The organism is Psychrobacter sp. PL19, from assembly GCF_017875835.1.
In the GTDB taxonomy this organism is placed as follows: domain Bacteria; phylum Pseudomonadota; class Gammaproteobacteria; order Pseudomonadales; family Moraxellaceae; genus Psychrobacter.
In genome coordinates this window covers 441,712-465,516 of the sequence record NZ_JAGING010000001.1, presented here as the reverse complement: position 1 = coordinate 465,516, position 23,805 = coordinate 441,712, and the positions used below count along the sequence as shown (strand labels likewise).

General features: G+C 44.2%; 16 protein-coding genes. 15 read left to right on the top strand and 1 reads right to left on the bottom strand.

The annotated features are described in order from the left end of the window. Positions 1-127 precede the first annotated feature (127 nt). From H4W00_RS01850 to H4W00_RS01805, 10 genes are all read left to right on the top strand, one after another. A complete protein-coding gene (locus H4W00_RS01850) occupies positions 128-838 on the top strand; it encodes a succinate dehydrogenase iron-sulfur subunit (RefSeq protein WP_209955872.1) in 711 nt (236 codons plus the stop codon). A gap of 1,255 nt (positions 839-2,093) precedes the next feature. Next, on the top strand, positions 2,094-4,961 hold the full coding sequence (locus H4W00_RS01845; RefSeq protein WP_209955870.1) for a 2-oxoglutarate dehydrogenase E1 component: 2,868 nt from the start codon (positions 2,094-2,096) through the stop codon (positions 4,959-4,961). Positions 4,962-5,092: 131 nt separating this feature from the next. Then, positions 5,093-6,364, top strand: coding sequence for a 2-oxoglutarate dehydrogenase complex dihydrolipoyllysine-residue succinyltransferase (gene odhB / locus H4W00_RS01840; protein ID WP_209955867.1), 1,272 nt, complete (start codon positions 5,093-5,095; stop codon positions 6,362-6,364). 298 nt (positions 6,365-6,662) lie between these two features. Next, positions 6,663-8,111: a dihydrolipoyl dehydrogenase gene (lpdA, locus tag H4W00_RS01835; protein ID WP_209955866.1), complete on the top strand. Its 1,449-nt coding sequence runs from the start codon at positions 6,663-6,665 to the stop codon at positions 8,109-8,111. 135 nt (positions 8,112-8,246) lie between these two features. Next, positions 8,247-9,413, top strand: coding sequence for an ADP-forming succinate--CoA ligase subunit beta (sucC, locus tag H4W00_RS01830; RefSeq protein WP_209955864.1), 1,167 nt, complete (start codon positions 8,247-8,249; stop codon positions 9,411-9,413). A 137-nt stretch (positions 9,414-9,550) separates the two neighbouring features. Beyond that, positions 9,551-10,426: a succinate--CoA ligase subunit alpha gene (sucD, locus tag H4W00_RS01825; protein ID WP_209955862.1), complete on the top strand. Its 876-nt coding sequence runs from the start codon at positions 9,551-9,553 to the stop codon at positions 10,424-10,426. A 134-nt stretch (positions 10,427-10,560) separates the two neighbouring features. Continuing rightward, positions 10,561-11,598 (top strand): UDP-glucose 4-epimerase GalE, encoded by a 1,038-nt coding sequence (gene galE / locus H4W00_RS01820; RefSeq protein ID WP_209955860.1) that lies wholly within the window; start codon positions 10,561-10,563, stop codon positions 11,596-11,598. 130 nt (positions 11,599-11,728) lie between these two features. After that, entirely contained in the window at positions 11,729-12,643 is a 915-nt protein-coding gene (locus H4W00_RS01815) for a UTP--glucose-1-phosphate uridylyltransferase (protein ID WP_209955858.1), read from the top strand. Next, entirely contained in the window at positions 12,636-14,330 is a 1,695-nt protein-coding gene (gene pgi / locus H4W00_RS01810; protein ID WP_209955855.1) for a glucose-6-phosphate isomerase, read from the top strand. Before H4W00_RS01815 ends, pgi begins: the two co-directional genes overlap by 8 nt. A 68-nt stretch (positions 14,331-14,398) precedes the next feature. Further along, positions 14,399-15,808 (top strand): UDP-glucose/GDP-mannose dehydrogenase family protein, encoded by a 1,410-nt coding sequence (locus tag H4W00_RS01805; protein ID WP_209955853.1) that lies wholly within the window; start codon positions 14,399-14,401, stop codon positions 15,806-15,808. Between the two features lie 282 nt (positions 15,809-16,090). Here the strand turns inward: H4W00_RS01805 and H4W00_RS01800 are convergent, their stop codons facing one another. Further along, complete coding sequence (locus tag H4W00_RS01800; protein ID WP_209955852.1) at positions 16,091-17,653, bottom strand: phosphomannomutase CpsG; 1,563 nt, start codon at positions 17,651-17,653, stop codon at positions 16,091-16,093. 341 nt (positions 17,654-17,994) lie between these two features. Here H4W00_RS01800 and mazG point away from each other — a divergent pair, with 341 nt between their 5' ends. The 5 genes from mazG to panB all read left to right on the top strand — a co-directional run bounded on the left by mazG (position 17,995) and on the right by panB (position 23,563). Further along, on the top strand, positions 17,995-18,834 hold the full coding sequence (mazG, locus tag H4W00_RS01795; protein WP_442966453.1) for a nucleoside triphosphate pyrophosphohydrolase: 840 nt from the start codon (positions 17,995-17,997) through the stop codon (positions 18,832-18,834). A 121-nt stretch (positions 18,835-18,955) separates the two neighbouring features. Further along, a complete protein-coding gene (locus H4W00_RS01790; protein ID WP_334684844.1) occupies positions 18,956-19,255 on the top strand; it encodes a ComEA family DNA-binding protein in 300 nt (99 codons plus the stop codon). Positions 19,256-19,653: 398 nt separating this feature from the next. Then, a complete protein-coding gene (gene pcnB, locus H4W00_RS01785) occupies positions 19,654-22,008 on the top strand; it encodes a polynucleotide adenylyltransferase PcnB (protein WP_209955845.1) in 2,355 nt (784 codons plus the stop codon). 34 nt (positions 22,009-22,042) lie between these two features. Then, a complete protein-coding gene (folK, locus tag H4W00_RS01780; protein ID WP_209955843.1) occupies positions 22,043-22,669 on the top strand; it encodes a 2-amino-4-hydroxy-6-hydroxymethyldihydropteridine diphosphokinase in 627 nt (208 codons plus the stop codon). Between the two features lie 93 nt (positions 22,670-22,762). Then, positions 22,763-23,563, top strand: a complete 801-nt coding sequence (gene panB, locus H4W00_RS01775) for a 3-methyl-2-oxobutanoate hydroxymethyltransferase (RefSeq protein WP_209955841.1) — start codon at positions 22,763-22,765, stop codon at positions 23,561-23,563. Positions 23,564-23,805 lie beyond the last annotated feature (242 nt).

The following is a 23,805-nucleotide window of genomic DNA, read 5'->3' as shown; positions in this document are numbered from 1 at the left end:
AATTTATTAAAAAGGTGACTGCCAGCGACAAACCCATGCCAGCGCTAGTATAAACCAGAGTGATTTTAGCGCTGTTATGATGCCTCTTTTGTCAGCCCGCCATCACCTATGTGTGGAGTTTAGCATTATGAGCCGAGGTACTCGCACCATCGAAATCTATCGCTACGATCCTGATCAGGACGCAGCGCCGCGTATGCAAACTTATACGGTTGAGCTGCTTGAGTCAGACCGTATGTTACTTGACGTTTTATTGCGCCTAAAAAAGCAAGACGAAACCATCACTTTCCGTCGCTCATGCCGCGAAGGCATTTGCGGGTCTGATGGGATGAATATTAATGGTAAAAATGGCTTGGCATGTCTAATCAACATGAACACCTTGCCTGAAAAAGTGACCATTCGTCCGTTACCAGGCTTGCCAGTCGTTCGTGATTTGGTTGTCGACATGAACCAGTTCTATGAGCAATATGAAAAAGTGCATCCTTACTTAATCAATGATCAACCAGCACCACCAACTGAGCGCTTGCAGTCTCCTGAGGAGCGCGACAAGTTAAATGGTCTGTACGAGTGTATTTTATGTGCGTGCTGTTCGACCAGCTGCCCATCATTCTGGTGGAACCCTGATAAGTTCTTAGGGCCAGCTGCACTGCTCGCCGCAAATCGCTTTGTGGTCGACAGTCGTGACAACGATGTCCAAGCTCGTTTGTCACGTTTGGATGATCCGTTTAGTCTATTCCGTTGCCGCGGTATTATGAACTGTGTGTCTGTTTGTCCAAAAGGTCTAAATCCGACCAAGGCAATTGGTAATCTACGTAGTATGTTGCTTGATGAAGCAGGTTAAGCCAGCTAATCATTGACAGAATGTAATAAAAAACACCGCCCAATCATTGGGCGGTGTTTTTTATTTATTATCGTTAAAACAGAAATAGGGTGGAGACAAGCATTGGTTACTTTTTTACTATTATTTAACAAAGCTATAACGACTCATTATCTCAAGGTAAAACTATAGTAGAGATACGTTAGTAGTGAGCAACAAGGGCCATATTAAGGAGCAGCTAGCTATATAGTTAAAATACCTTAAAAACGCTACGGTACTGCTGGTATAAAATTTTTGCAGCCTCTGTCTGTGTAGGCACAGCAAGAAAAACTTATGCCAGCAGTAGGTTATGTATCGATATTACTTTCCATTGACTTTAGTTGAGCTTAAACGAAAATAATTGAGCGTAAACGAAATAAAAAGAGGCGAAAGCTAAAGTAACGTCTATAAATGGCAATGGGCTCAACTGATATCATAATGTGATAACACAACATATTGAGACTATAGCTGAGTCCCTGCATTGCTCTTACTGTATAGCAACTTATAGTTTCACAAAACAATACCAATATCTATGACTTGAGATAAAAATAGGCCTGTAAAAATGCTATCATAGCAGCGGTAACTTTATCACCGTTCAATTATTATTTAACATTATCTTTATTATGACTTATTTACCATTCACTACTACTAGTCAGTAGATAAAAAATGAAGCTTGCTATAGATATTTATTACATAAATACCTAGTATTGAACAAACAAACTATGGCAGCTAATTTATGCATGCTACCCTAGACAGCAATTTATATTCAGCACAAAAAATAACGGATATTGGCCACAGAAAAATATCTTTGACTGGCCTGTAACACTACCGCTTATTAAAAATTTTTTACTAGACGGTGTCGTTATCAATATATTAGTTATGGTCGAATTGAGTATATATAAGTTAATGTTGTGAAACGAGGCTGTTAATAAGACTGGACGTTCACAAATAATTATCAGTGCGACATTGCTATTGTAATAACTGCTTAACGTCACTACCTATTGTTTAACTCGACGATAATCATAACGAAGTAAGTTATGAGAAAAAGTGAGCTTCATATTATGACTTATAGTAACTGTCTAATAGCAACTATCTACAACATCAACGATCAGCAATAGCATTCCTAGAAAATAGTATCTAATAGTATAATCCAACCAACCTGTCCAAGCGCCTAGCATAGGACGGATTACACAAAAATAAGCTCGATTCCATTCATTTATCTATCAAATAGACGATCATTATGAATAGTATAACTAAAGAAGCAGCTGGCGTAGCCCATACTGAGCTTGCCGCTGATAACGCCCATTATATTGAATCTCTCTATGAACAATTCTTAAGCGACCCCAATAGCGTCGATACGGATTGGCAAGATTACTTTAAACAGTATCAAGCCCCTAATGACGTTAAACATAACGCGATTAAAGAACAGTTTTTACTGCTTGCCCGTAATCAAACGGCTAACAAAGGTAGCGCTGAGGCCAACACTACAGCAACTACCAGTTCAACCAATGCTTTCAATCCTAAGCAAATGGGTGTACAGCAGCTTATTTCTGCTTACCGTCGTCGTGGCCATCGTCGCGCTAAGCTTGATCCTCTAGAGCTGCACCCACGGCCCGAGGTTGAAGATTTAAGCCTTGCTTATCACGGTCTGTCAGACACCGACCTTGACACTATATATCCCACTAGTGATTTAAATATTGGTAAGACTGAAGCACCGCTGCGTGAGATTATCGAAATCATGGAGCGTGTCTACTGCCGTTATATTGGCATAGAATATATGCACGTCACCTCCAGCACTGAAAAACGCTGGATGGAAAAATATCTTGAAACTAATTTAGGTTATATTAAGTTTGATCAAGAAAAGCGCTTATCCATTCTTGAGCGCTTAACGGCTGCCGAAGGTCTAGAGAAATATTTAGCCCGTAAATATACCGGTGTAAAGCGCTTTGGTTTAGAAGGTGGTGAAAGCTTTATCCCTGCGCTTAATGAAATCATCCAACGTGCGGGTAGCTATGGCACTAAAGAGATGGTCATTGGTATGGCTCACCGTGGACGCTTAAACTTATTGGTTAACGTGTTGGGCAAAAATCCAGCCGATTTGTTTGACGAATTCGATGGTAAAGTCCAGCCAGAAAAAGGCTCAGGCGATGTAAAGTATCATAACGGTTACTCATCTAACGTCATGACCCCAGGTGGTGAGGCCCATTTAGCATTAGCCTTTAACCCCTCGCATCTTGAGATCGTATCACCTGTACTAGAAGGTTCGGTACGCGCCCGCCAAGTTCGTCGTAATGACACCGATGGTAATTTAGTATTGCCAATCGTGGTTCATGGTGATGCTGCATTTTCTGCCCAAGGGGTGGTACAAGAAACTTTCCAGATGTCGCAAACCCGTGCTTATACCACAGGCGGTACGCTACATATTGTGATTAACAACCAAGTAGGCTTTACCACCAGCCGCTTAGAAGACGCACGCTCAACTGAGTACTGCACTGACATCGCAAAAATGGTACATGCGCCTATTTTGCATGTCAACGGTGATGATCCTGAGTCAGTAGTATTCGCGGCGCAATTAGCATTAGATTATCGCCATGAGTTTGGCAAAGACATTATCATTGATTTATTTTGTTATCGCCGTAACGGTCATAACGAGGCGGATGAACCATCAGCGACTCAGCCTCTAATGTATGCAGTGATTAAAAAGCTACCTACTACTCGTGCCATATATGCCAAAAAGCTTATTGAAGAGGGCGTTATTAGTAGTGAAGAAGAAACCAAGTATGAGGACAATTACCGCGAGTCACTTGATCGTGGCGAGTATGTGGTTAACTCCTTAGTGCTTGAGCCCAATACTGAATTATTCATTGATTGGGCGCCTTATTTGGGCCACGATTTAGTGGATGATTGGGATACCAGTGTCGACATTGAAATCCTGAAAGGCTATGGTCGTCGCATGGCAGAAATGCCAGAGGGCTACACGCTACAGCGTCAAGTACAAAAAGTCGTTGATCAGCGCTTGGCTATGCAAACTGGCGAAGAGCCTTTAAATTGGGGTGCCGCTGAGACTCTAGCCTATGCAACACTGGTAGATCATGATGACGTATTGGTCCGTATCACTGGTGAAGATGTGGGCCGCGGTACTTTCGCTCATCGCCATAGCGAGCTATACAATATCAATGACGGTAGCATGTACGTACCGCTCGCTCATATGAGCAATACTCAGGCGCGTTTTGCCATTTATAACTCATTGCTATCAGAAGAAGCTGTTCTGGCCTTTGAATATGGTTATGCGACCACAGTTCCGAATTCATTAATCGTTTGGGAGGCACAGTTTGGCGACTTTGTTAACGGCGCACAAGTGGTCATTGACCAGTTTATCGCTAGTGGTGAAACCAAATGGCAACGTGTTTGTGGTTTAACTATGCTATTACCGCACGGCTTTGAAGGTCAAGGCCCTGAGCATTCTTCAGCCCGTCTTGAACGCTTCTTACAGCTGTGTGCTGAAGACAATATGCAAGTCATTACCCCGACGACGCCGGCGCAAATATATCATGCGCTTCGTCGTCAAGCGGTACGTCCAATTCGTAAGCCATTGATTGTCATGTCACCGAAGAGTTTGCTGCGTCATAAGCTGGCGACCTCTCAGTTAGAAGAGTTGGCTAACGGTAAGTTTGAGACTATATTACCAGAAATAGATCAGCAAGATGCCGACAAGATCACACGCTTAGTATTGTGTGGTGGTAAGGTTTATTATGACTTACTTGAGCAGCGCCGTGCCTTAGGTCTTGACCATGTTGCTATCGTTCGTATTGAGCAGTTATATCCATTGCCAGAGACGCGCCTAGTCGCTGAGATTGAAAAATACAGCAACTTAGCTGAGATTGTCTGGACGCAAGAAGAGCCGTTGAATCAAGGTGCCTGGTATTACTTGGCTCCTGATATGTACCGTATTGTGGTGCCGCATCCAACCAAAGCCAGAGTATTAGAGCCAGTCGCACGTCCAGCTAGTGCTGCACCTGCAACGGGTTCTGCAAAACTACACCTTCAGCAGCAACAAGCATTAATCGCTGGTGGTCTTGGCGTTAGTGTCGATGAGTTGGCTAAATAGTTTATCTGAACCAAAGTTACCAATATAAGATATAGCAATCAGGCGGTGACAGTCAGCCCTTTATTACTTAAGCTGACTGCCTATCACGACTCAATAATAAATAGTAATATCTAAATCTAAGGAGTATATCGATGGCTGAAATAAAAGCCCCCGTTTTTCCAGAATCGGTTGCCGATGGCACGATCGTTGAATGGCATGTCACTGAAGGCCAACAAGTTAACCGTGATGACTTATTAGCAGAAATCGAAACTGATAAAGTAGTACTAGAAGTGGTTGCACCTGATAATGGGGTAGTCACTAAGATTGTCAAGCACGTTGATGACACCGTTTTGTCTGATGAGCTCATTGCAGAATTCGAAGCTGGTGCGAGCGCGGGTGCTGCTGAGACTAGCAGTGAACCTGCGGTAGATCCAGACCAACCTGCAGCTCCTGTGCAAGCAAAACAAGCAGCTGATGGCGGCGAGCCGGTACAGGCCACTGACAACAAAAGCACTGATACAAAAGACAGTGTTGAAGCGGATCATAAAGATCAAAGCCCAGCGGTACGCAAAGCAGCCAAAGAGTCTGGTGTCGACCCTAAAGATGTCGAAGGTAGTGGCCGTGGTGGTCGCGTTACCAAGACTGATATGACCAGTCCAACATTGAAAGCGGATAATAGCATCACTTCTGACAGTGGTCGTCCTGTTGCTGAATCAACTGGCGAACGCACTGAAAAACGTGTGCCTATGACTCGTCTGCGTAAGCGCGTGGCTGAGCGTTTGTTATCAGCCTCACAAGATACGGCGATGTTGACCACGTTCAACGAAGTCAACATGAAGCCCTTGATGGATCTTCGTGCCCAGTATAAAGACCGTTTTGAGAAGCGTCATGGTGTCCGTCTAGGTTTCATGTCCTTGTTCATACGTGCCGCAACTGAAGCATTGAAACGTTTCCCAGCGGTTAACGCCTCATTAGATGGCGACGATATCGTTTATCATGGTTACTATGATATTGGTGTGGCCGTATCATCAGATCGTGGCTTAGTAGTACCGGTATTGCGTGATACTGATCAAATGAGCATGGCGGATGTCGAAAGTAAGATCCGTGAGCTTGGCGGTCTGGCGCAAAAAGGCAAACTGGGTCTAGAAGACATGACTGGTGGTACCTTTACTATCTCAAACGGTGGTGTATTCGGTTCACTCATGTCTACGCCTATCTTGAATCCACCGCAGACCGCTATCTTAGGTATGCACGCTATCAATGACCGTCCAATGGCTGTCAATGGTAAGGTTGAAATTCTACCTATGATGTATCTGGCATTATCTTATGATCATCGTATGATTGATGGTAAAGAAGCGGTACAGTTCTTAGTCACCATCAAGGATCTAGTCGAAGATCCAGCATTGCTGTTACTAGACTTATAAGCTTGCAAGCTTGTATTGGCAACTGCTAATACAAGCTTTTTATCTCTATTATCTTGGTTATCCTAGTTATTTAGAACTTAGTCATCTAGATGTTAGTCATTTAGATCTTAGCTATTCTTCACATCTCATCACCGTGTAAGTAATACTTTAAGTAAATCTGGTAATCATTCATTATTATCAATCAATGATAAACGCATATAGCCTACTGAAGTAGCGTATTGACTATACGGTTGGCATGCGGCTTGTTTAAATGATCTGAACACTACATTAAACTATAAATAAATCGTGGAAACATATTATGAAAGACAATTATGATTTAGTCGTTATTGGCGGCGGTCCCGGTGGTTACGTCGCTGCTATTCGTGCAGCTCAACTAGGTATGAGCGTGGCTTGTATTGAAAAACGTATTTATAAGGGTGAGCCTGCTCTTGGCGGCACTTGCCTAAACGTGGGTTGTATCCCATCAAAAGCCTTACTTGATTCCTCGCATCGTTATGAAGCAACCAAGCATGACCTTGATGAGCATGGTATCAGTACTGGCGACGTTGCTATTGATATCGAAAAAATGATCTCGCGCAAAGAAGGCATCGTTAAGCAATTGACCGGCGGTATTGAAGGTTTATTCAAAGGTAATGGTATTGACTGGCTACAAGGTTGGGGCACGTTACTCGACGGTAAAGGTAGCGATAAAAAAGTCAAATTTGTCGCTGACGATGATGCTGAGTCTACTATTACTGCCAAAAATGTTATTCTTGCCTCAGGTTCTATCCCTATCGACATTCCTGTTGCCAAAACTGATAATGATCGTATCGTGGATTCAACTGGTGCGCTTGATTTCACCGAAGTACCTAAACGTTTAGGCGTAATCGGTGCAGGTATTATTGGTCTTGAGCTTGGTTCGGTATGGCGTCGTTTGGGTAGTGAAGTTATTGTTTATGAAGCCTTACCTAAACTCTTAGCGGCTATTGATAAAGACATGGCCAAAGAAGCGGGTAAACTGTTCAAAAAACAAGGCCTTGATATCCGGGTTGATACTAAAGTCACCAATGCCGAAGTGCAAGGTGATGAAGTGGTCGTTACTACCGAGCATAAAGGCGAGTCTTCAGAACAGCGCTTTGATAAGCTCATCGTTTGTGTTGGTCGCCGTGCTTATGCTGAAAAACTACTGGGCGATGATAGCGGTATCAAACTAACTGAACGTGGTCTAATTGATGTTGATGACCAGTGCAAAACCAACCTTGACGGTGTTTATGCGATCGGTGATTTAGTCCGTGGCCCTATGCTTGCCCATAAAGCATCAGAAGAAGGCATCATGGTCGCCGAGCGCATGCATGGCGAAAAAGCGCAAGTTAACTACGATACTATTATCAACGTTATCTATACCCATCCAGAAATTGCTTGGGTTGGCCTATCTGAGCAAGAAGCTGAAGAAGCAGGTTATGAAGTTAAAATCGGCTCGTTTAACCTATCTGCTAACGGTCGTGCTTTAGCACAAAGTGAAGCACAAGGTTCGGTCAAAGTTGTGGCTGATGTTAAAACAGATCGTTTGTTAGGTATGCATGTTATTTCTGCGGGTGCTGGCGATATTGTCCATCAAGGTATGATTGCGATGGAATTTGTCTCTAGTATTGAAGACTTACAGTTAATGACCTTTGCACATCCAACCATATCAGAAGCCGTCCATGAAGCTGCTTTATCGGCAGATGGCCGTGCTATTCACGCCATCCAACGTAAAAAGCGCAAATAACGCCTCTGCTACAACCTGATCTCAGTAACCGCTGTCATTATTAGGCTGTTGCTGAGATCGCAAGTGCGCCAGACGGATATTGCGACGCACTTGTTTTCACTTTTTATTAATTGTAAAAAATAAAGGATACAATCAATGAATTTACATGAGTATCAAGCCAAAGAGCTATTAAAAAGCTACGGATTGCCCATTCAAGAAGGCATCATTGCCTATAGTGGCGACGAAGCGGCCGCGGCTTTTGATAAAACCCCAACTGACATCGCAATTATTAAAGCGCAAGTACATGCGGGCGGCCGTGGTAAAGCGGGCGGTGTGCAATTGGTTAAGACTCGTGAAGAAGCTAAGAAAGTGACTGACGATTTGATCGGTACTAACTTAGTTACCTTCCAAACTGACGCTGATGGCCAACCGGTCAACTTCGTATTGGTTGCAGAAGATATGTACCCAGTACAAACTGAGCTATATCTTGGCGCCGTTGTTGATCGTGCTACCCGTCGAGTAACCTTTATGGCCTCAACTGAAGGCGGCGTTGATATTGAAGAAGTCGCTAATGAGACCCCAGAAAAAATATTCAAAGTCAACGTTGATCCATTAGTAGGCCTGATGCCTTATCAAGCGCGCGATGTGGCGTTTAAATTAGGTATGGAAGGCAAGCAAATCAATCAGTTCGTCAAAATAATGACGGGTGCTTATCAAGCATTCGTTGAAAACGACTTTGCTTTGTTAGAGATTAACCCATTAGCCATTCGTGAAAACGGCGAGATTGTTTGTGTTGATGGCAAAATCGGTATCGATTCAAATGCGCTATATCGTCTGCCTAAAATTGCAGCGCTACAAGACAAGTCACAAGAGAATGAGCGTGAGCTAAAAGCGGCTGAGTTTGATCTAAACTATGTTGCTCTAGAAGGTAACATCGGTTGTATGGTAAACGGTGCCGGTCTGGCAATGGCCACCATGGACATCATCAAACTGTATGGCGGCAAGCCTGCTAACTTCTTGGACGTTGGCGGCGGGGCAACTAAAGATCGCGTTGTTGAAGCATTCAAGATTATCCTTGAAGACAGCAGCGTTGAAGGTGTTTTAATTAACATCTTCGGTGGTATTGTACGTTGTGACATGATCGCAGAAGCTATTATCGCTGCTATTAAAGAAGTCGACGTAAAAGTACCGGTGGTTGTGCGCCTAGAAGGCAACAACGCTGAAAAAGGCATTCAGATCCTACAGGACTCTGGCTTGAACCTTATTTCAGCCCAAGGTTTATCAGACGCTGCACACAAAATTGTCGACGCTGTTAAAGCCTAAGCGCTTAAACACAGGAGTCAAGGCGTAATAGCAGTAGCTTAGTTGTTGATGCTTATTGCTGGATATGATAACTAGCTTGATAAGCAGTTCAATAGCTAAGCGGCTATTACAAGACAACCGAATACAAGGATAAAATAATGAGTGTATTAATCGATAAAAATACCAAAGTATTGGTACAAGGTTTCACCGGTAAAAATGGTACGTTCCATTCTGAACAAGCCATCGAATATGGTACTAAAGTTGTCGGCGGCGTAACCCCAGGTAAAGGTGGTCAAACGCATCTAGGTCTACCCGTATTCAACACTATGAGCGAGGCGATGGAAGCCACTCAAGCTGACGCTTCTGTTATTTATGTACCGGCTCCATTCGTACTCGATTCTATCGTTGAAGCCATTGATGCTGGTGTGAAGCTGATCGTGGTGATCACTGAAGGCGTACCGACTATCGATATGCTAAAAGCCAAACGTTATCTCGAAGAAGCAGGCGATGTGCGTCTAGTGGGTCCTAACTGCCCGGGCGTTATCACCCCAGGCGAATGCAAAATCGGCATCATGCCTGGTCATATCCATATGCCAGGTAAAGTGGGCATCATCTCACGCTCTGGTACCTTGACTTATGAAGCGGTCGCTCAAACCACTAAACTTGGTTTTGGTCAGTCAACCTGTATCGGTATCGGTGGTGATCCTATCCCTGGTATGAACCAGATTGATGCGTTGAAACTGTTCCAAGATGATCCACAAACGGAAGCTATCATCCTAATCGGTGAGATTGGTGGTACGGCTGAAGAAGAAGCGGCCGCTTATATCAAAGACCATGTCACTAAGCCAGTTGTTGGCTATATTGCTGGTGTCACCGCTCCTGAAGGCAAGCGTATGGGTCATGCCGGCGCTATTATCTCAGGTGGACAAGGGACAGCTGAAGAGAAATTCAAAGCTTTTGAAGATGCTGGCATCGCTTATACCCGTGACCCATCAAAACTTGGCGACAAGTTGAAAGAAGTCACAGGTTGGTAGTATGGGCTTCGGCCTCTTGGCCAGTCTATTATTTGAGCTATTAGCTAACTATTAAAACCGTATTGAAAAACATCAAGGACACCCCTACAATGGGGTGTCTTTTTTTTGTTTTAAAAACTGCTCTGGGTGTTGGCATGAAGAATAAAATATTAGTGACGGGCGGCGCCGGATATATTGGCTCTCATACTTGTATCGCTCTGCATCAAGCCGGTTATGAGATTGTCATCTATGACAATCTGTCTAATAGTAGTTATGAGGCTGTCAATCGTGTCTCGCAGATTATTGCTGCCCCTATCGAATTCGTCGAAGGTGATATTCGTGATGTTAAGCGACTTCGAGAAGTGTTTGAGGCCCATTCATTCTTTGGCGTGATTCATTTTGCTGGATTCAAGGCTGTTGGTGAATCTGTCGCTAAGCCTTTGATGTATTATAATAATAACGTTAGCGGTACTGTCAATCTGCTGGAAGTTATGGCGGAATACAAGATCAACAACTTTGTCTTCTCTTCCTCTGCTACTGTATACGGCGATCCTGAAGTTCTGCCTATCGATGAGAACTCACCGCGCTCTTGTACCAACCCTTATGGCCAAAGTAAGCTAGTCGTTGAATATATTTTAGAAGACCTAGTGGTATCAGATAGCGACTGGAGTTTAATTACCCTTAGATACTTTAACCCAGTCGGTGCGCATCCATCAGGTCAGATCGGTGAAGACCCAAACGATATCCCTAATAACTTAATGCCTTATATCTCCCAAGTCGCAGTCGGCAAGTTAGCTAAGCTCAGTATTTTTGGTAATGATTATCCGACTGTGGATGGTACCGGAGTACGTGACTTTATTCATGTCACTGATTTGGCACAAGGTCACGTGGCTGCGCTCAATTATTTAGAAAAACAGACATCAGCTGTCGGTTTTTTACCCATTAATCTCGGTACTGGCAAAGGCAGCTCAGTATTAGAGTTAGTTACTGCTTTTACCAAAGTATCTGGACAAAATATTCCCTATCAGTTTGCCGATCGCCGCGCCGGTGATATTGCCAGCTGCTATGCTAGTGCTGATAAGGCGCAATCATTATTAGGCTGGCAGGCAAAGCTGTCTATTGCTGATATGTGCCAAGACACTTGGCGTTGGCAAAGCATGAATCCGGATGGTTACAGCGTATCTAAAAAGTAAGAAGACGCTAGGAAATAACAACCCTGAAAGTCTAAAACGTCCCGAAAATACAAAAAATATCGCAGCATATTGACTTAATAATGATTCATTATTGAGATTTACTTTATCCTTTTAATGTAGCCTTACCACTATGAAAAAAATCACTCATGCTGTTATTCCGGTTGCCGGCTTTGGTACGCGTATGTTGCCATTGTCGAAAGCGATACCTAAAGAGCTATTACCACTAGGCAATCGTCCTGCTATTCATTATGTGGTCGAAGAGGCTATCGCTGCTGGTATTAAGCATATCGTGCTGGTCGGTCACGCCCAAAAAAGCGCCATCGAAAACTACTTCGATATCAATGCTGAGCTTGACACTCAGTTGCGTCATAAAGGTAAAGATGTGCTGGCTGATAGCTTAAACTGGCTACCAGAGGATGTGACGGTCTCTATGATACGTCAAGGTAAAGCGCTTGGTCTTGGCCATGCCGTATTAGCAGCGCGTCCCATCATTGGTGATAATGATTTTACAGTGCTACTGCCTGATGTGGTGCTGGACCCCTTCATTACCGACCTGTCCACTGACAACTTAGCTTTTATGATTACAGCGTTCGTCAACGACGGTCATTCACAGATACTAGTGGATAAAGTGGCTGATAAAGAGGTGCATAAGTACGGTATTGCTAAACTTAGTGACAGCTTTGATGGTAATAATAACAGCGACGCCGCCACCGCTAGCCAGTCAAATAGGGCTGACGACATGTCTGCCAATGCTAGCTTTAAGGTGGCAGGCTTTGTTGAAAAGCCCAGTCTAGCAGATGCACCATCACGGCTGGCGGTAGTCGGACGTTATGTATTTAGTAATGCAATCTTTGATTATCTGGCCAATACCACGGCTTCTGTTGGTGGCGAGATTCAGCTAACCGACGCTATTGATGCGCTGATTAGCCAGCATGGCGTTAACGTCACTACCATGCGTGGTAACAGCTATGATGCTGGTGATATGCGCTCTTATATGCAGGCATTTATTTATTTTGCTGAACGTCAATTAGAAGCCGATGAATAATATGCCGCAAGTTCAAGCACAAAATAGTGCCCGAAATTCCAAATACTGGTCACAATTACAGCAGTTGGCCGACCAGTCGCGGCCGTTAACAAGGTTATTTAACCAAGATAAAGATCGTACCCAGCGTTTTAGTGCCCAATCTGGTGCGCTATACATGGACTATAGTAAGCAGTGCATTGATGATACGGTACTGGCAAGTTTATTGGATTTGGCCACTAGCTGTGATTTGCAAGGGCATATTAAAGCGCTACTGCAAGGTGCTATGGTCAATACTAGCGAAGAGCGCGCAGCACTTCATACCGCTCTGCGTTTACCAGCTACTGCAACGTTGCAAGTCGGTGAGCAAGATGTGGTGGCTGATGTACATCATAGTCTGGCGCAAGTTGAGCGTTTGTCTCAGCGCATCCGTAGCGGTTCATGGCGCGGATTTTCGGGTAAGGCGATTACTGATGTGGTCAATATTGGGGTGGGTGGTTCTGATTTAGGGCCGCTAATGGCGACCACTGCGCTCGATGAATGGGCAGATACTGACATCATAGTGCATTTTGTTTCTAATATGGATGGCAGCCAGCTTGATAATTTGCTCAAGCGCTTGAACGCTGAGACCACGCTGTTTATTATTTCCTCTAAGTCTTTTGGGACCGTTGATACCCTGTCTAATGCCAAGACTGCGCTGTCGTGGTTGCTGGCTACTGCAACGTTGCGAGCGGGCACTCAAGACAGTGTACTGCGCCGGCATTTTATTGGTATTTCAGCCAATAGCGCAAAAATGAGCGCTTGGGGGATTCACTCTGAGCATCAATTACAGCTTTGGGACTGGGTTGGTGGGCGTTTTTCCTTATGGTCAGCGATTGGGTTGGCTATTGCTATCCGCATTGGCATGGTTCAGTTTCGCGAGTTGCTAGCAGGCGCCCATAGTATGGATGTGCATTTTGCCACTGCCGATTTTGCTGATAACTTACCCGTGCTGTTGGGCTTGCTGGCGGTTTGGAACAGCACTTTTTTACACATTCATGCCCACACAGTACTGCCTTATGATGGGCGCTTGGGCTACTTGCCCAGCTATTTAACCCAACTAGAGATGGAAAGTAATGGTAAGTCTGTTACTCACAGTGGCGAGCATATTGAATATGATACCTGTCCAATTTTATGGGGAGAGGTCGGCTCTAACGCCCAGCATGCCTTTTATCAGCTGCTGCATCAAGGCACTCAGCATGTCTCTTGCGACTTTATTGCTTGCGTTCGTCACTATAGTGATGAGTTGCAAAATGCCTCATTGCAACAACAACATGAGCTATCACTAGCTAATTGTTTGGCACAAAGTCGCGTATTGGCCTTTGGTAATGCCGCTATTGTTGATACTGACCCCACTGACCCCACTGACCCCACTGACGTAGCTGCAGTTTGTGAGTCGGATAAATATAAGCACTATCGTGGTAATCAGCCTTCAACTACCTTATTAATCGATGAGTTGACCCCACATAGTTTGGGGGCGTTGGTTGCGCTATATGAACACAAGGTCTACGTGATGGCCAGTATTTGGGATATCAACCCGTTTGACCAATGGGGCGTTGAGATGGGTAAGCAAATGGCAGAAACGGTTTATCAAGCGTTACAACAGGATAGCGACAGCCATTTTGATACGTCCACTAATCAGCTGCTCGCTCATATCAGACGTTTGTCTTAACGTTTTTAAAAAGATAAATAGTAGCTGTTTGTCCGCTAATTGGTGGGTTAAAAAATAAAGGTAGTCCTATGTCTTCTGAATCTATGCACAGCTTTAAATCGTCTAATACTAAAAACCACGCTTATGCTCCCAAAAAAACGGCAATTTGCGTTATTGTTGGGCATGGTATTGAAGCCATTACTAGTGCGGTGGTGCTGGCCAGCTTAGGTCAACAAGTGCATTTATATGCCGATAGTGCGCTACTCGAGCAGCAGCTGCAGCAGTACGGTTTTGAGCATCATTTGCAGGCGTTGTGGCAGCTTTATGACCAGCAGCAGCAAATTATCAGTCAGCCGTTACCCACCAGCGCTGACCAGCTTATTCAAATTTATGAGTCAGTCAGCAATAATGATAGCTTGCCAGCAACTGAAAACTCTAAAGATATTGAAAACCCTCAAGTTGCGTTGTATTGGTTGTTTTTAGACAGTATTAAAACGACATGGTCGGATGACAGTTGGGTAACAGCATTTAATCACAGTCATCAGCAGACGCGCCCCATTATTATGAGCGGCATTGAGCAACTTGGCGGTATTTCGGTATTGGCACAGCGCTTACAGCGGGCTTGGGTCTATTATGTGCCGTTTGTATTCTTGCAGGACGGCGAGACTTATAGCTCGATGCTCACACCCTCATTATGGTTGCTGGGTGAAAAGACCCCTGATAGCAGTCACCACTTAACGGTATTGCAACCGCTAATGCAGCATGCACATGCTTGCCATCATGCTGATATTGCCACGATAGAATTTGCGCGCAGTAGTATTATGGCGATGTTAGCGACGCGAGTGAGCTTCATGAATGAGATGTCGCGTCTTGCCGACAGTCAGCAGGTAGATATTCAGCAGGTCAGTCGAATTATGGGTCTCGATGAGCGAGTCGGTAGCAGCTACTTGCAAGCAGGGTGGGGCTTTGGGGGTAATACCTTACCAACTGAGCTTGACAAGCTACAGCAATCAGGACAGAAAAATAGTGTAGATATGCCATTATTACAGTCGGTTATGCATATCAATAAGGATCAAAAAGAGCTGATATTCCGTAAGTTTTGGCAATATTTTGACGGCTTTATTGACAATAAAACAGTGATGATTTGGGGCGGCAGCTACAAATCAGGGTCAGGTCGCACGGCAGGATCTGCTATCCATCCACTGCTAGAGCTACTATGGTCTTATAATATTCGCACCCTAGTTTATAGTGATAAAGCGCAGACTGAGCTTGCTGCGAGTTATGATAATCAACCACTTTTACAATTGGTCACCAGTCCTTATCAGCAACTTGACATGGCGCAGGCCATTTTTATCATTACCTTGTTACCCCAACATCAACTTGATGTGGCACAGCTTAATCAACGAGCACTGCCTATATTTGACGCTCAAAATGCCTTAACACGGCCACAGATTGATGCCTTAGTAGGTGATTATATGGGTATTGGCCGTGCTAAATAGCCTATCAACTAATAATCTACTGCGTTAGATATAGTTAAAATACCTTAAAAACGCGACGGTACTGCTGGTATACGCTTTTTGCAGCCTCTGTCTGCGTAGGCACAGCAAGCAAGAAAAACGTATGCCAGCAGTAGGTTAGGTATCGATATTACTTTTCATTAACTATATAAGTATTTATTAGATGCAAGCCTCCAAAAGATCAAAAAGCGCCTGTTAATTTAGTGATTAACAGGCGCTCTTTTTGTGCTGTAACAAATATAATATAAGTGGTTGATATAAAGGCTAGGCAGGCACAGCGCCTTGATTTGCCAGCCACTGTTGAATATCGTGGGTTTTGGTGGCCAGCAAATTCTCATCACCGCGTGTTTCAATATTTAAGCGAATTAACGGCTCAGTGTTAGAGGCCCGTAGATTAAAACGCCAGTCATCAAAATCAAGACTCAGCCCATCCAGTGTTGATTTGGTCGGATTTTCCATGCTGAATTTTTCTTCAATGTCTTTAATAATAGTTGGTGCATCGTGATCAGTCAGTCGAAAGTTCAGCTCACCTGAACTTGGATAGGCTTTAATGTAACCAGTGACTAACTCAGATAAGGTCTTGCCGGTAATAGATAATAGCTCGATGGTTAATAGCCAGGGAATCATACCGCTATCGCAATAGCAAAAGTCGCGAAAATAATGATGGGCTGACATTTCACCACCATATACAGCGCCTGACTCGCGCATGACCTGTTTAATAAACGAATGCCCTGATTTACTGATTACTGCTTTGCCATTATGAGTATCGACCACGGCTTCGGTGTTGTATATCACTCGTGGATCATAGACGATTGATTCGCCTGGGTACTTATTTAAAAATGCTTGGGCGAGCATGCCGACTACATAGCTGCCATCAATAAATGCGCCATTTTCATCGAATAAGAAGCAGCGATCAAAGTCGCCGTCAAAGGCAATACCAAGACCTGCTTTATGGTTGATGACCGCTTGCTGAGTAGCCGTTCTGTTGGCTAAAATCATTGGATTAGGGATACCGTTAGGGAAGCTACCATCGGGCTCGTGATGCAGCTTGATAACCTCAATTGGTGCACCTGCTTGCATTAGCTTATCGACTAGTAAATCAACTACTGGTCCGGCACTACCATTTCCTGAATTGATAACCAGCTTTAAAGGCTGTAATTTATCGATAGCAACAAAGCTCATGACGTGGTCAATATAAGCATCTTTATCGGTTAATAGTTGCCGTTTGCTAGGTTGGTTGCTTTCGCCTTGTTTATTAACAGTCGCAAACTGTCCAGATTCTGCTAGTTGCTGAATTTCTGCTAGGCCATCGTCGGCGCTGATCGGTTTTGAATGTTCTTTGACTAATTTGAGGCCATTATAGTTGATAGGGTTGTGACTGGCGGTGACTTCTATGCCGCCAAGCGCCTGATAATGACTGGTGGCAAAATAGACTTCTTCAGTGCCGGTCATTCCCAAATCAATGACATCGACACCCGCATCCATAATGCCAGCAATGGTGGCTTGTTTTAACTGCTCACTGGAATCACGAATATCACTGCCGATAACGACGGCTGGTTTTAAGCCTTGTAACTCATTACGGTCATTAACAGTAGCGTCATCAACACTATTAACGTGGTTGTTATCAATAGTGTCACGAGCTGCATTATAACGCTGAAATAAAATCTGGCCAAAGGCGCGACCGATACGATAAGCGATATGGTCATCAAGAGTCACCCCAAGCTCACCGCGAATATCATAAGCTTTAAATGAGTCAATACTGATAGGGGTAAAATCATTGTGAGAATTGATATAGCCAGAAATAGGAGCAGGGTCGGAGGTGGACATGAGTATAAAATTCCTTTCGCGTGAACAGTTGTATAGTAACGAAATAAACAGCATCACCATAAGCTGATAAGTATTAAATGATACACTAAACTAAAAATAAGTACTAAAAAGTCAGTACTAAAAAATATGCCCTAAAAAATACGTGGGCAGTCAGTCCTTAATCATTATTCAAAATAAGTAAAATATAAGAGTAAGTTACTATGAGCATCCAAGGAAATAATCGTCTATCAGCGGCCTACCAGACCGCAATATTAACTGGTGAACCACGTTTGATTTCTGCGCCCAAACCTACTCAAGGCTTGCCTATAGCTACTGGTCAATTGGATGACTTATTAGCGCTGATGGCGAGGCTGCGTGCTGATTGCCCTTGGGATCAAAAGCAAAGCAATCATAGCTTGATTCCGTATGCTATCGAAGAAGCTTATGAGTTAGGGGAAGCAGTACAAACTGATGATGATGAAGATATCAAAGGCGAGCTTGGTGATGTCTTGCTACAAGTCGTTTTTCACTGTCAGCTGTATGCTGAGCAAGGACGTTTTGATATCGACGAGGTCATTACTACCTTACAACAAAAATTAATTCGCCGTCATCCGCACGTATTTGAGACTGAAAACCTTGAAGATGAAGCAGCAGTAAAAGTCCGCTGGGATGAGATTAAAGCTGAAGAGCAGGCAGAACGCTCCGCACGCGGTAAGCCGCGTCGTCGGTTAGACGTCACCAAAGCCGGTAGTGCTCTCATGCAAGCGCAGGAAGTACAAAAGCAAGCATCGAAATTGGGTTTTGATTGGGACGGGGTAAGCGGGGCACTAGACAAGCTTGATGAAGAAGTCGCCGAACTAAAAAATGAATTAAAAGAGCGAATATCAACTGATACTGATAATAGAAATCGCGCTCAGGTGACCGAAGTACAACAGACACCTATCAAAGAAATAGAAAAAGACAGGGAAATAGAAAAAGACAGAGAGATAGAAAAAGAATTGGGTGATTGTATGTTTGCATTGGTTAATGTGGCTCGTAAACTAAACCTGGATGCCGAAGCGGCAACTTTAACCTGCGTACATAAATTTAAATCGCGATTTGGTTATATCGAAGCGCAATTAGAAGCCGTTGGCAAGCGCTTAGAAGACAGTAATGTGACCGAGATGGACGCGCTATGGGAAGCGGCAAAACAGCATGAATAGTAGCAAGTCTACAGTGCTCCCTAGGGCTATAGAAAGTATGGGTAGCTTTTACCATCATAAATTTTGGTGGACGAATATACTGCTAGGTGTCACTCTTTGCTTGATACTAATCTTCAGTATTATGAGCAATAAAGCACAGGCTGCACCCTGTTTTGACAGTGCGCAAAGTGCTTATAGCTATCTCTTAGCACAAGAGACTGCAGAGACTCAGGCGCGTGATTATAGTGGCGTCAATATCAATCATGCAAGCGAAGGTGAACTGACCTCGTTATACGGTATTGGGAGTAGCAAGGCGCAAGCGATTATCTTATATCGTGATATGTTTGGTGAGTTCAAAACGGTAGATGATTTAGAAAAGGTCAAAGGCATCGGACCAAAAACTTTAGAGAAAAATCGCGAGCGTTTGCAGCTAAGGGAGTAGCCTAATCAATACTAGCTAGAACTTTATGAATAAGATTCATCTAAAAATAAAACCGCGATTTTGAGCACTTATCGACTACTAGGTGGAAAGGACTCTAATGTTGCTAGCTGTTATACTAGTGGTTATATAAGGTAGCGTGGTTAATTCAATACAGAAATAGTGAAAAATTGCCTAGTACTGGCTATAACTGTTCTCTCAGAACAGCCATGGCAAGCTTGGTTGACCACAGATTACAAATATAATGAGTTGACTATAATGCTAATATTGACAAAATAGCATGTAAGTAAATGTCTAAATACACCTACCGCGTGCAAAATTTGTTAAACTATAGCGTACATCCGCCTGATAAACGTTGTGTTGATCAGGGGTGGTTAAGAATACCGGCGAGGAGTAGATGCATGGCCGAGCGTGCCGCCAAGCAGTTAGAACTGAACAAATCTGAATTACCCAATTCCATTACTGAAGTAATTGCCACCTTATCCCGAGCTGGGTTTGACGCCTATATCGTTGGTGGTGGTGTGCGCGATACTTTGTTAGGGCTGAAGCCTAAAGACTTTGATGCCGTCACTGATGCCAAGCCGCACGAGATTAAAGACGTGTTTGGCAAGCGCTGCCGCATTATCGGTCGTCGCTTTCAGTTGGCACACGTGTACTCAGGGCGTGAATTAATCGAAGTGGCCACTTTCCGCGGACCACCAAATAGTGATGCCAATACCACCCAAGATGGCATGATTATTCGTGATAATGTTTGGGGCGATATTAAGCAAGACTTTTCTCGTCGTGATTTTTCGATTAACGCACTATATTATCAGCCGCTCAAAGGCGTGGTTCATGATTTCTGTGGTGCGCTCGATGATATTGACAACAAAATTATTCGTCTGTTAGGTAACGCTCCGGTTCGTATTGAAGAAGATCCAGTACGGTTACTGCGCGCGCTACGTTTTAAAGCCAAGTTGGGTTTTGAGTTTGACCAAGAGTTAGCTGAGCAGTTTCATGATGGTAACTGGGCGCGTCTAGAACAAATATCGCCGCATCGTCTTTATGATGAGACTCAGAAGATGTTCTCTGGTGGCTATCTGGTACCCCTGTTGCCGCTATTGTTTGAATCAGGCGCTATTGATAGTTTGATTATTTATCCTCCTAATGAACCAAGCTCTTTGGTACAGCAAGTCGCTATCAATACCGATAAGCGTATTGGCGCAGGTAAAAGTATCAATCCAGCATTTTTCTATGCCGCCTTATTGTGGGAAAACTACCTGCATCAATTAGAGAAGGCCAAAAAACGTAATATGCCGTTCGCTGAAGCGCAAATGCAAGCAGCCAGCAAGGTCATTGATCGTCAGAGAATCAAAACGGCCATTCCAAAATTTGCAGAACAATTTATCCGTGATATTTGGATCTTGCAGCCTAAGCTTGCCGCGCCACGTAGCAAGCAAATCGAGCAGCTTGCCGAGCATCCCCGCTTTCGCGCCGGCTTTGACTTCTTATTATTACGCGAGCAATGTGGTGATGCTGAGCATCCGTTATCCGAGTCTACTAACGATATGGGTGACTGGTGGCAGACTTACCAAACCTTATCTGAAAGAGAGCAACAGCAAGCTATTAACGACTTTGATGAAAATATCCGCCGTGGCGCCTATAAGCGCGGTCGTGGGCGTAATCGCCAAAAGGAACAGATGACTGATAATAATGAACAAGTGAATCAAACCATAAGTCAAACCACAACTAACGCTCAAGCGAACAGCAATAGCCGTGCTGAGCCGTTAGCGGTTAATGATGCGTCGAATATACCAGCGCGTCGTCGCCGTGCTGCCAATAAGTCACCATCCTCAGAAACACAATCAGAAACACAATCAGTATCACCTGCTAGCAACAAGCCCGATAGCAATAAGCCTCATCATGCGCAGCAAACCAAGCAGGATAGTAGTGAACTTGCGCAGCTGCAGCAGTTGTCTCTTGCTAATAGTGAATCTAAGCCAAACAAACGCCATACGCCTAAACCTGCACCACTATTTGTAATAGAGCACGAAAATGTCGTACCGAAACTACAAAAACAGCTGGGTATAGACCAAGCAGGGCAGTCTGAGACTAGTAAGGCGTCTTCTCAGAATAAGGCACCGGCTACCAAAAAAGCACGAGTACAGCCGTCAAAAATGGACGCGCAAGTAGATAGTTCAAATAAAGAGCAGCCGGCTAAAGCAACACAATCTGACGTTAAGCCTGTATCTGCTACTAAAACCAATGCTAAAATCAATGCTAAAGCCAGTGCAACTCGTACAGTAGCTACCATAGCAAAGTCGCCAGCATTGGTGAGTAGCAATAATGAGCCGATACCGCATAAGCGTCGTCGCCGTCAGCCAGGATCAGAACCGCAAGTAGCTGCTGCTGTGCCTACAAATACTAGTACCAGTCAGGGGACACAAGATTTCGCTGTTGAGACTGAGGCTAAGAATCACAGCGCTGCCAGCGATAATAACAGCAAGTCAAAACCAGCTAAAAGTGCGACTGCTGGTCAGCCAGCTAAAACGATTAAAAGCCCTAAAGCGGTTAATACCAATGACCTGGCTCAGGCCAAAAAATCTCAAGCCAAAGCCGCTCAGGTGAATACCAAACCAGCGGTTAAAGCCAGTAAAGACGCCACTAATAAAGGCCCATTACCATCAAAACGTCGGCGCCGTCAGCCCAGTACTGACACGACAGTTGTAGAGCAAGTCGCTATCAAACAGTCAGAGTCAGCTGGTGATAAAGCCTGATATTGGCCACAAATTGTAGAGCAGACTAACCATCATGAACACTTCTCTAAATAGTAGTACGCGACTCAGCAATATTAAAACCAGCAATATCAATAATAGCGCTGAGCAGTGGATAACATGCTATTTAGGATTGGGTAGTAATCTGGCTACTGAGCTCGGCTCACCGGCCGAGCATTTACAACAAGCGCTGGCGGCCTTGTGTCATCATCCAGCGATACGAGGTGTACAAGCATCATCGTTTTATGCTTCTGTGCCAATGGGACCGCAAGATCAGCCAGACTTTGTCAATGCTGTGGTCGGCTTTGAGACTAGGCTGCTGCCGTTTGAGCTCTTGTTGCTTTGCCAACAGTTAGAACAGCAGGCCAAGCGCGCACGCCTGCGCCACTGGGGAGAGCGTAGCCTTGATATGGATATTTTGCTTTATGGTGAGCAGCAGATTGCAGCGCCACAATTAACGGTACCGCACGCCGGACTGGGCGAGCGCAACTTTGTATTGATACCACTGCGAGAGCTCGCGCCAGAATTGTTAATTGCGGGCAAGCAGATAAGTAGTTATCCCCAAAGTGAAGATTGGACAGGGTTAAAGCTCTTTATAAGCAATACACCCGCTGAAAGTCTTACTCAGTCGTGCGTAACGACTACGGCAGATCAGTCTGTCTAGCGCTGTAAGGTTGGCAACTTAGGCCAGTTATGGTTGCAATCACATTTTAGCACTTATTATAAATCATATTATAATCGAGTTATTGAGGGTCATATGACGACTTTATCTACCTTAAATAAATTAAAAAAAGATGGCACCAAATTTACTTGTTTGACCTGTTATGACGCCATGTTTGCACGCATGATGGATCAAGCGCAGATTGATACTATTTTGATAGGTGATAGCCTAGGCATGGTCGTACAAGGTCATGATTCAACCTTGCCGGTGACAGTGGTTGACATGGTTTACCATACCGCTAATATTGCCCGTAGTAACAAGCATGCTCTGATTTTGGCCGACTTACCATTTATGAGCTATGCCACGCTGCCGGAAGCGATAGTTAATAGTCGTCAGTTAATGCAAGCGGGCGCGCATGTTATTAAAATAGAAGGCGGTAGTGAGCTATGCGATCTTGTGACTACTTTGGCGCAAGCAGGTACCCCAACCTGTGTTCATCTGGGCTTAACGCCACAGTCTGTCAATGTTTTTGGTGGTTATAAAATCCAAGGACGCGGTGATGAGGCCGCCAATAAGTTACTAGACGATGCCAAAGCGGTGGTGAAAGCAGGTGCTGCATTGTTGGTGTTAGAATGTGTTCCGGCTGAACTGGCTAAAGCGGTAACGCAAGCGGTAGCCGTACCAGTCATTGGCATTGGGGCAGGCGCGGATACTGATGGTCAAGTCCTAGTGATGCATGACATGTTAGGTATGGTGCATGGCCGTGTCCCACGTTTCGTCCATGACTTTTTGACGGATGAGCGTAATACTGAACACAGTATCGTAGGGGCGTTTGAACTGTATCAACAGTCAGTGCGTGACCGCAGTTTTCCTAGTACGCAACACGAGTTTAGCTAATAGCTCTTCAACCAATGACTTTTTAAGTAACAGCTTGCTTGTTAACACTATGCAGCTAGCTTATTGATACCAATATCAGATGACGTATTTTTAATAACTTAAACCGTTTAAACTGGCTTATAGTCTAATCCTAATAGCAAATAGTTGAATCCTAATAGCCAAATCTACGGGATTTTGATAGTAGAAGACCGAACGTAGATAGTACGCCTATCAAAGTAAAGATGGCGCAGTAGCAAATTTAT

Excerpts from the sequence above, each read along its gene's own strand:
- odhB (WP_209955867.1), top strand. The coding sequence starts at position 5,093 with ATGGCTGAAATAAAAGCCCCCGTTTTTCCAGAATCGGTTGCCGATGGC.
- mazG (WP_442966453.1), top strand. The coding sequence starts at position 17,995 with ATGGCGAGGCTGCGTGCTGATTGCCCTTGGGATCAAAAGCAAAGCAAT.
- H4W00_RS01815 (WP_209955858.1), top strand. The coding sequence starts at position 11,729 with ATGAAAAAAATCACTCATGCTGTTATTCCGGTTGCCGGCTTTGGTACG.
- folK (WP_209955843.1), top strand. The coding sequence starts at position 22,043 with ATGAACACTTCTCTAAATAGTAGTACGCGACTCAGCAATATTAAAACC.
- sucC (WP_209955864.1), top strand. The coding sequence starts at position 8,247 with ATGAATTTACATGAGTATCAAGCCAAAGAGCTATTAAAAAGCTACGGA.
- H4W00_RS01850 (WP_209955872.1), top strand. The coding sequence starts at position 128 with ATGAGCCGAGGTACTCGCACCATCGAAATCTATCGCTACGATCCTGAT.
- H4W00_RS01845 (WP_209955870.1), top strand. The coding sequence starts at position 2,094 with ATGAATAGTATAACTAAAGAAGCAGCTGGCGTAGCCCATACTGAGCTT.
- pcnB (WP_209955845.1), top strand. The coding sequence starts at position 19,654 with ATGGCCGAGCGTGCCGCCAAGCAGTTAGAACTGAACAAATCTGAATTA.
- H4W00_RS01800 (WP_209955852.1), bottom strand. The coding sequence starts at position 17,653 with ATGTCCACCTCCGACCCTGCTCCTATTTCTGGCTATATCAATTCTCAC.
- H4W00_RS01805 (WP_209955853.1), top strand. The coding sequence starts at position 14,399 with ATGTCTTCTGAATCTATGCACAGCTTTAAATCGTCTAATACTAAAAAC.
- galE (WP_209955860.1), top strand. The coding sequence starts at position 10,561 with ATGAAGAATAAAATATTAGTGACGGGCGGCGCCGGATATATTGGCTCT.
- lpdA (WP_209955866.1), top strand. The coding sequence starts at position 6,663 with ATGAAAGACAATTATGATTTAGTCGTTATTGGCGGCGGTCCCGGTGGT.
- sucD (WP_209955862.1), top strand. The coding sequence starts at position 9,551 with ATGAGTGTATTAATCGATAAAAATACCAAAGTATTGGTACAAGGTTTC.
- pgi (WP_209955855.1), top strand. The coding sequence starts at position 12,636 with ATGAATAATATGCCGCAAGTTCAAGCACAAAATAGTGCCCGAAATTCC.
- H4W00_RS01790 (WP_334684844.1), top strand. The coding sequence starts at position 18,956 with ATGAGCAATAAAGCACAGGCTGCACCCTGTTTTGACAGTGCGCAAAGT.
- panB (WP_209955841.1), top strand. The coding sequence starts at position 22,763 with ATGACGACTTTATCTACCTTAAATAAATTAAAAAAAGATGGCACCAAA.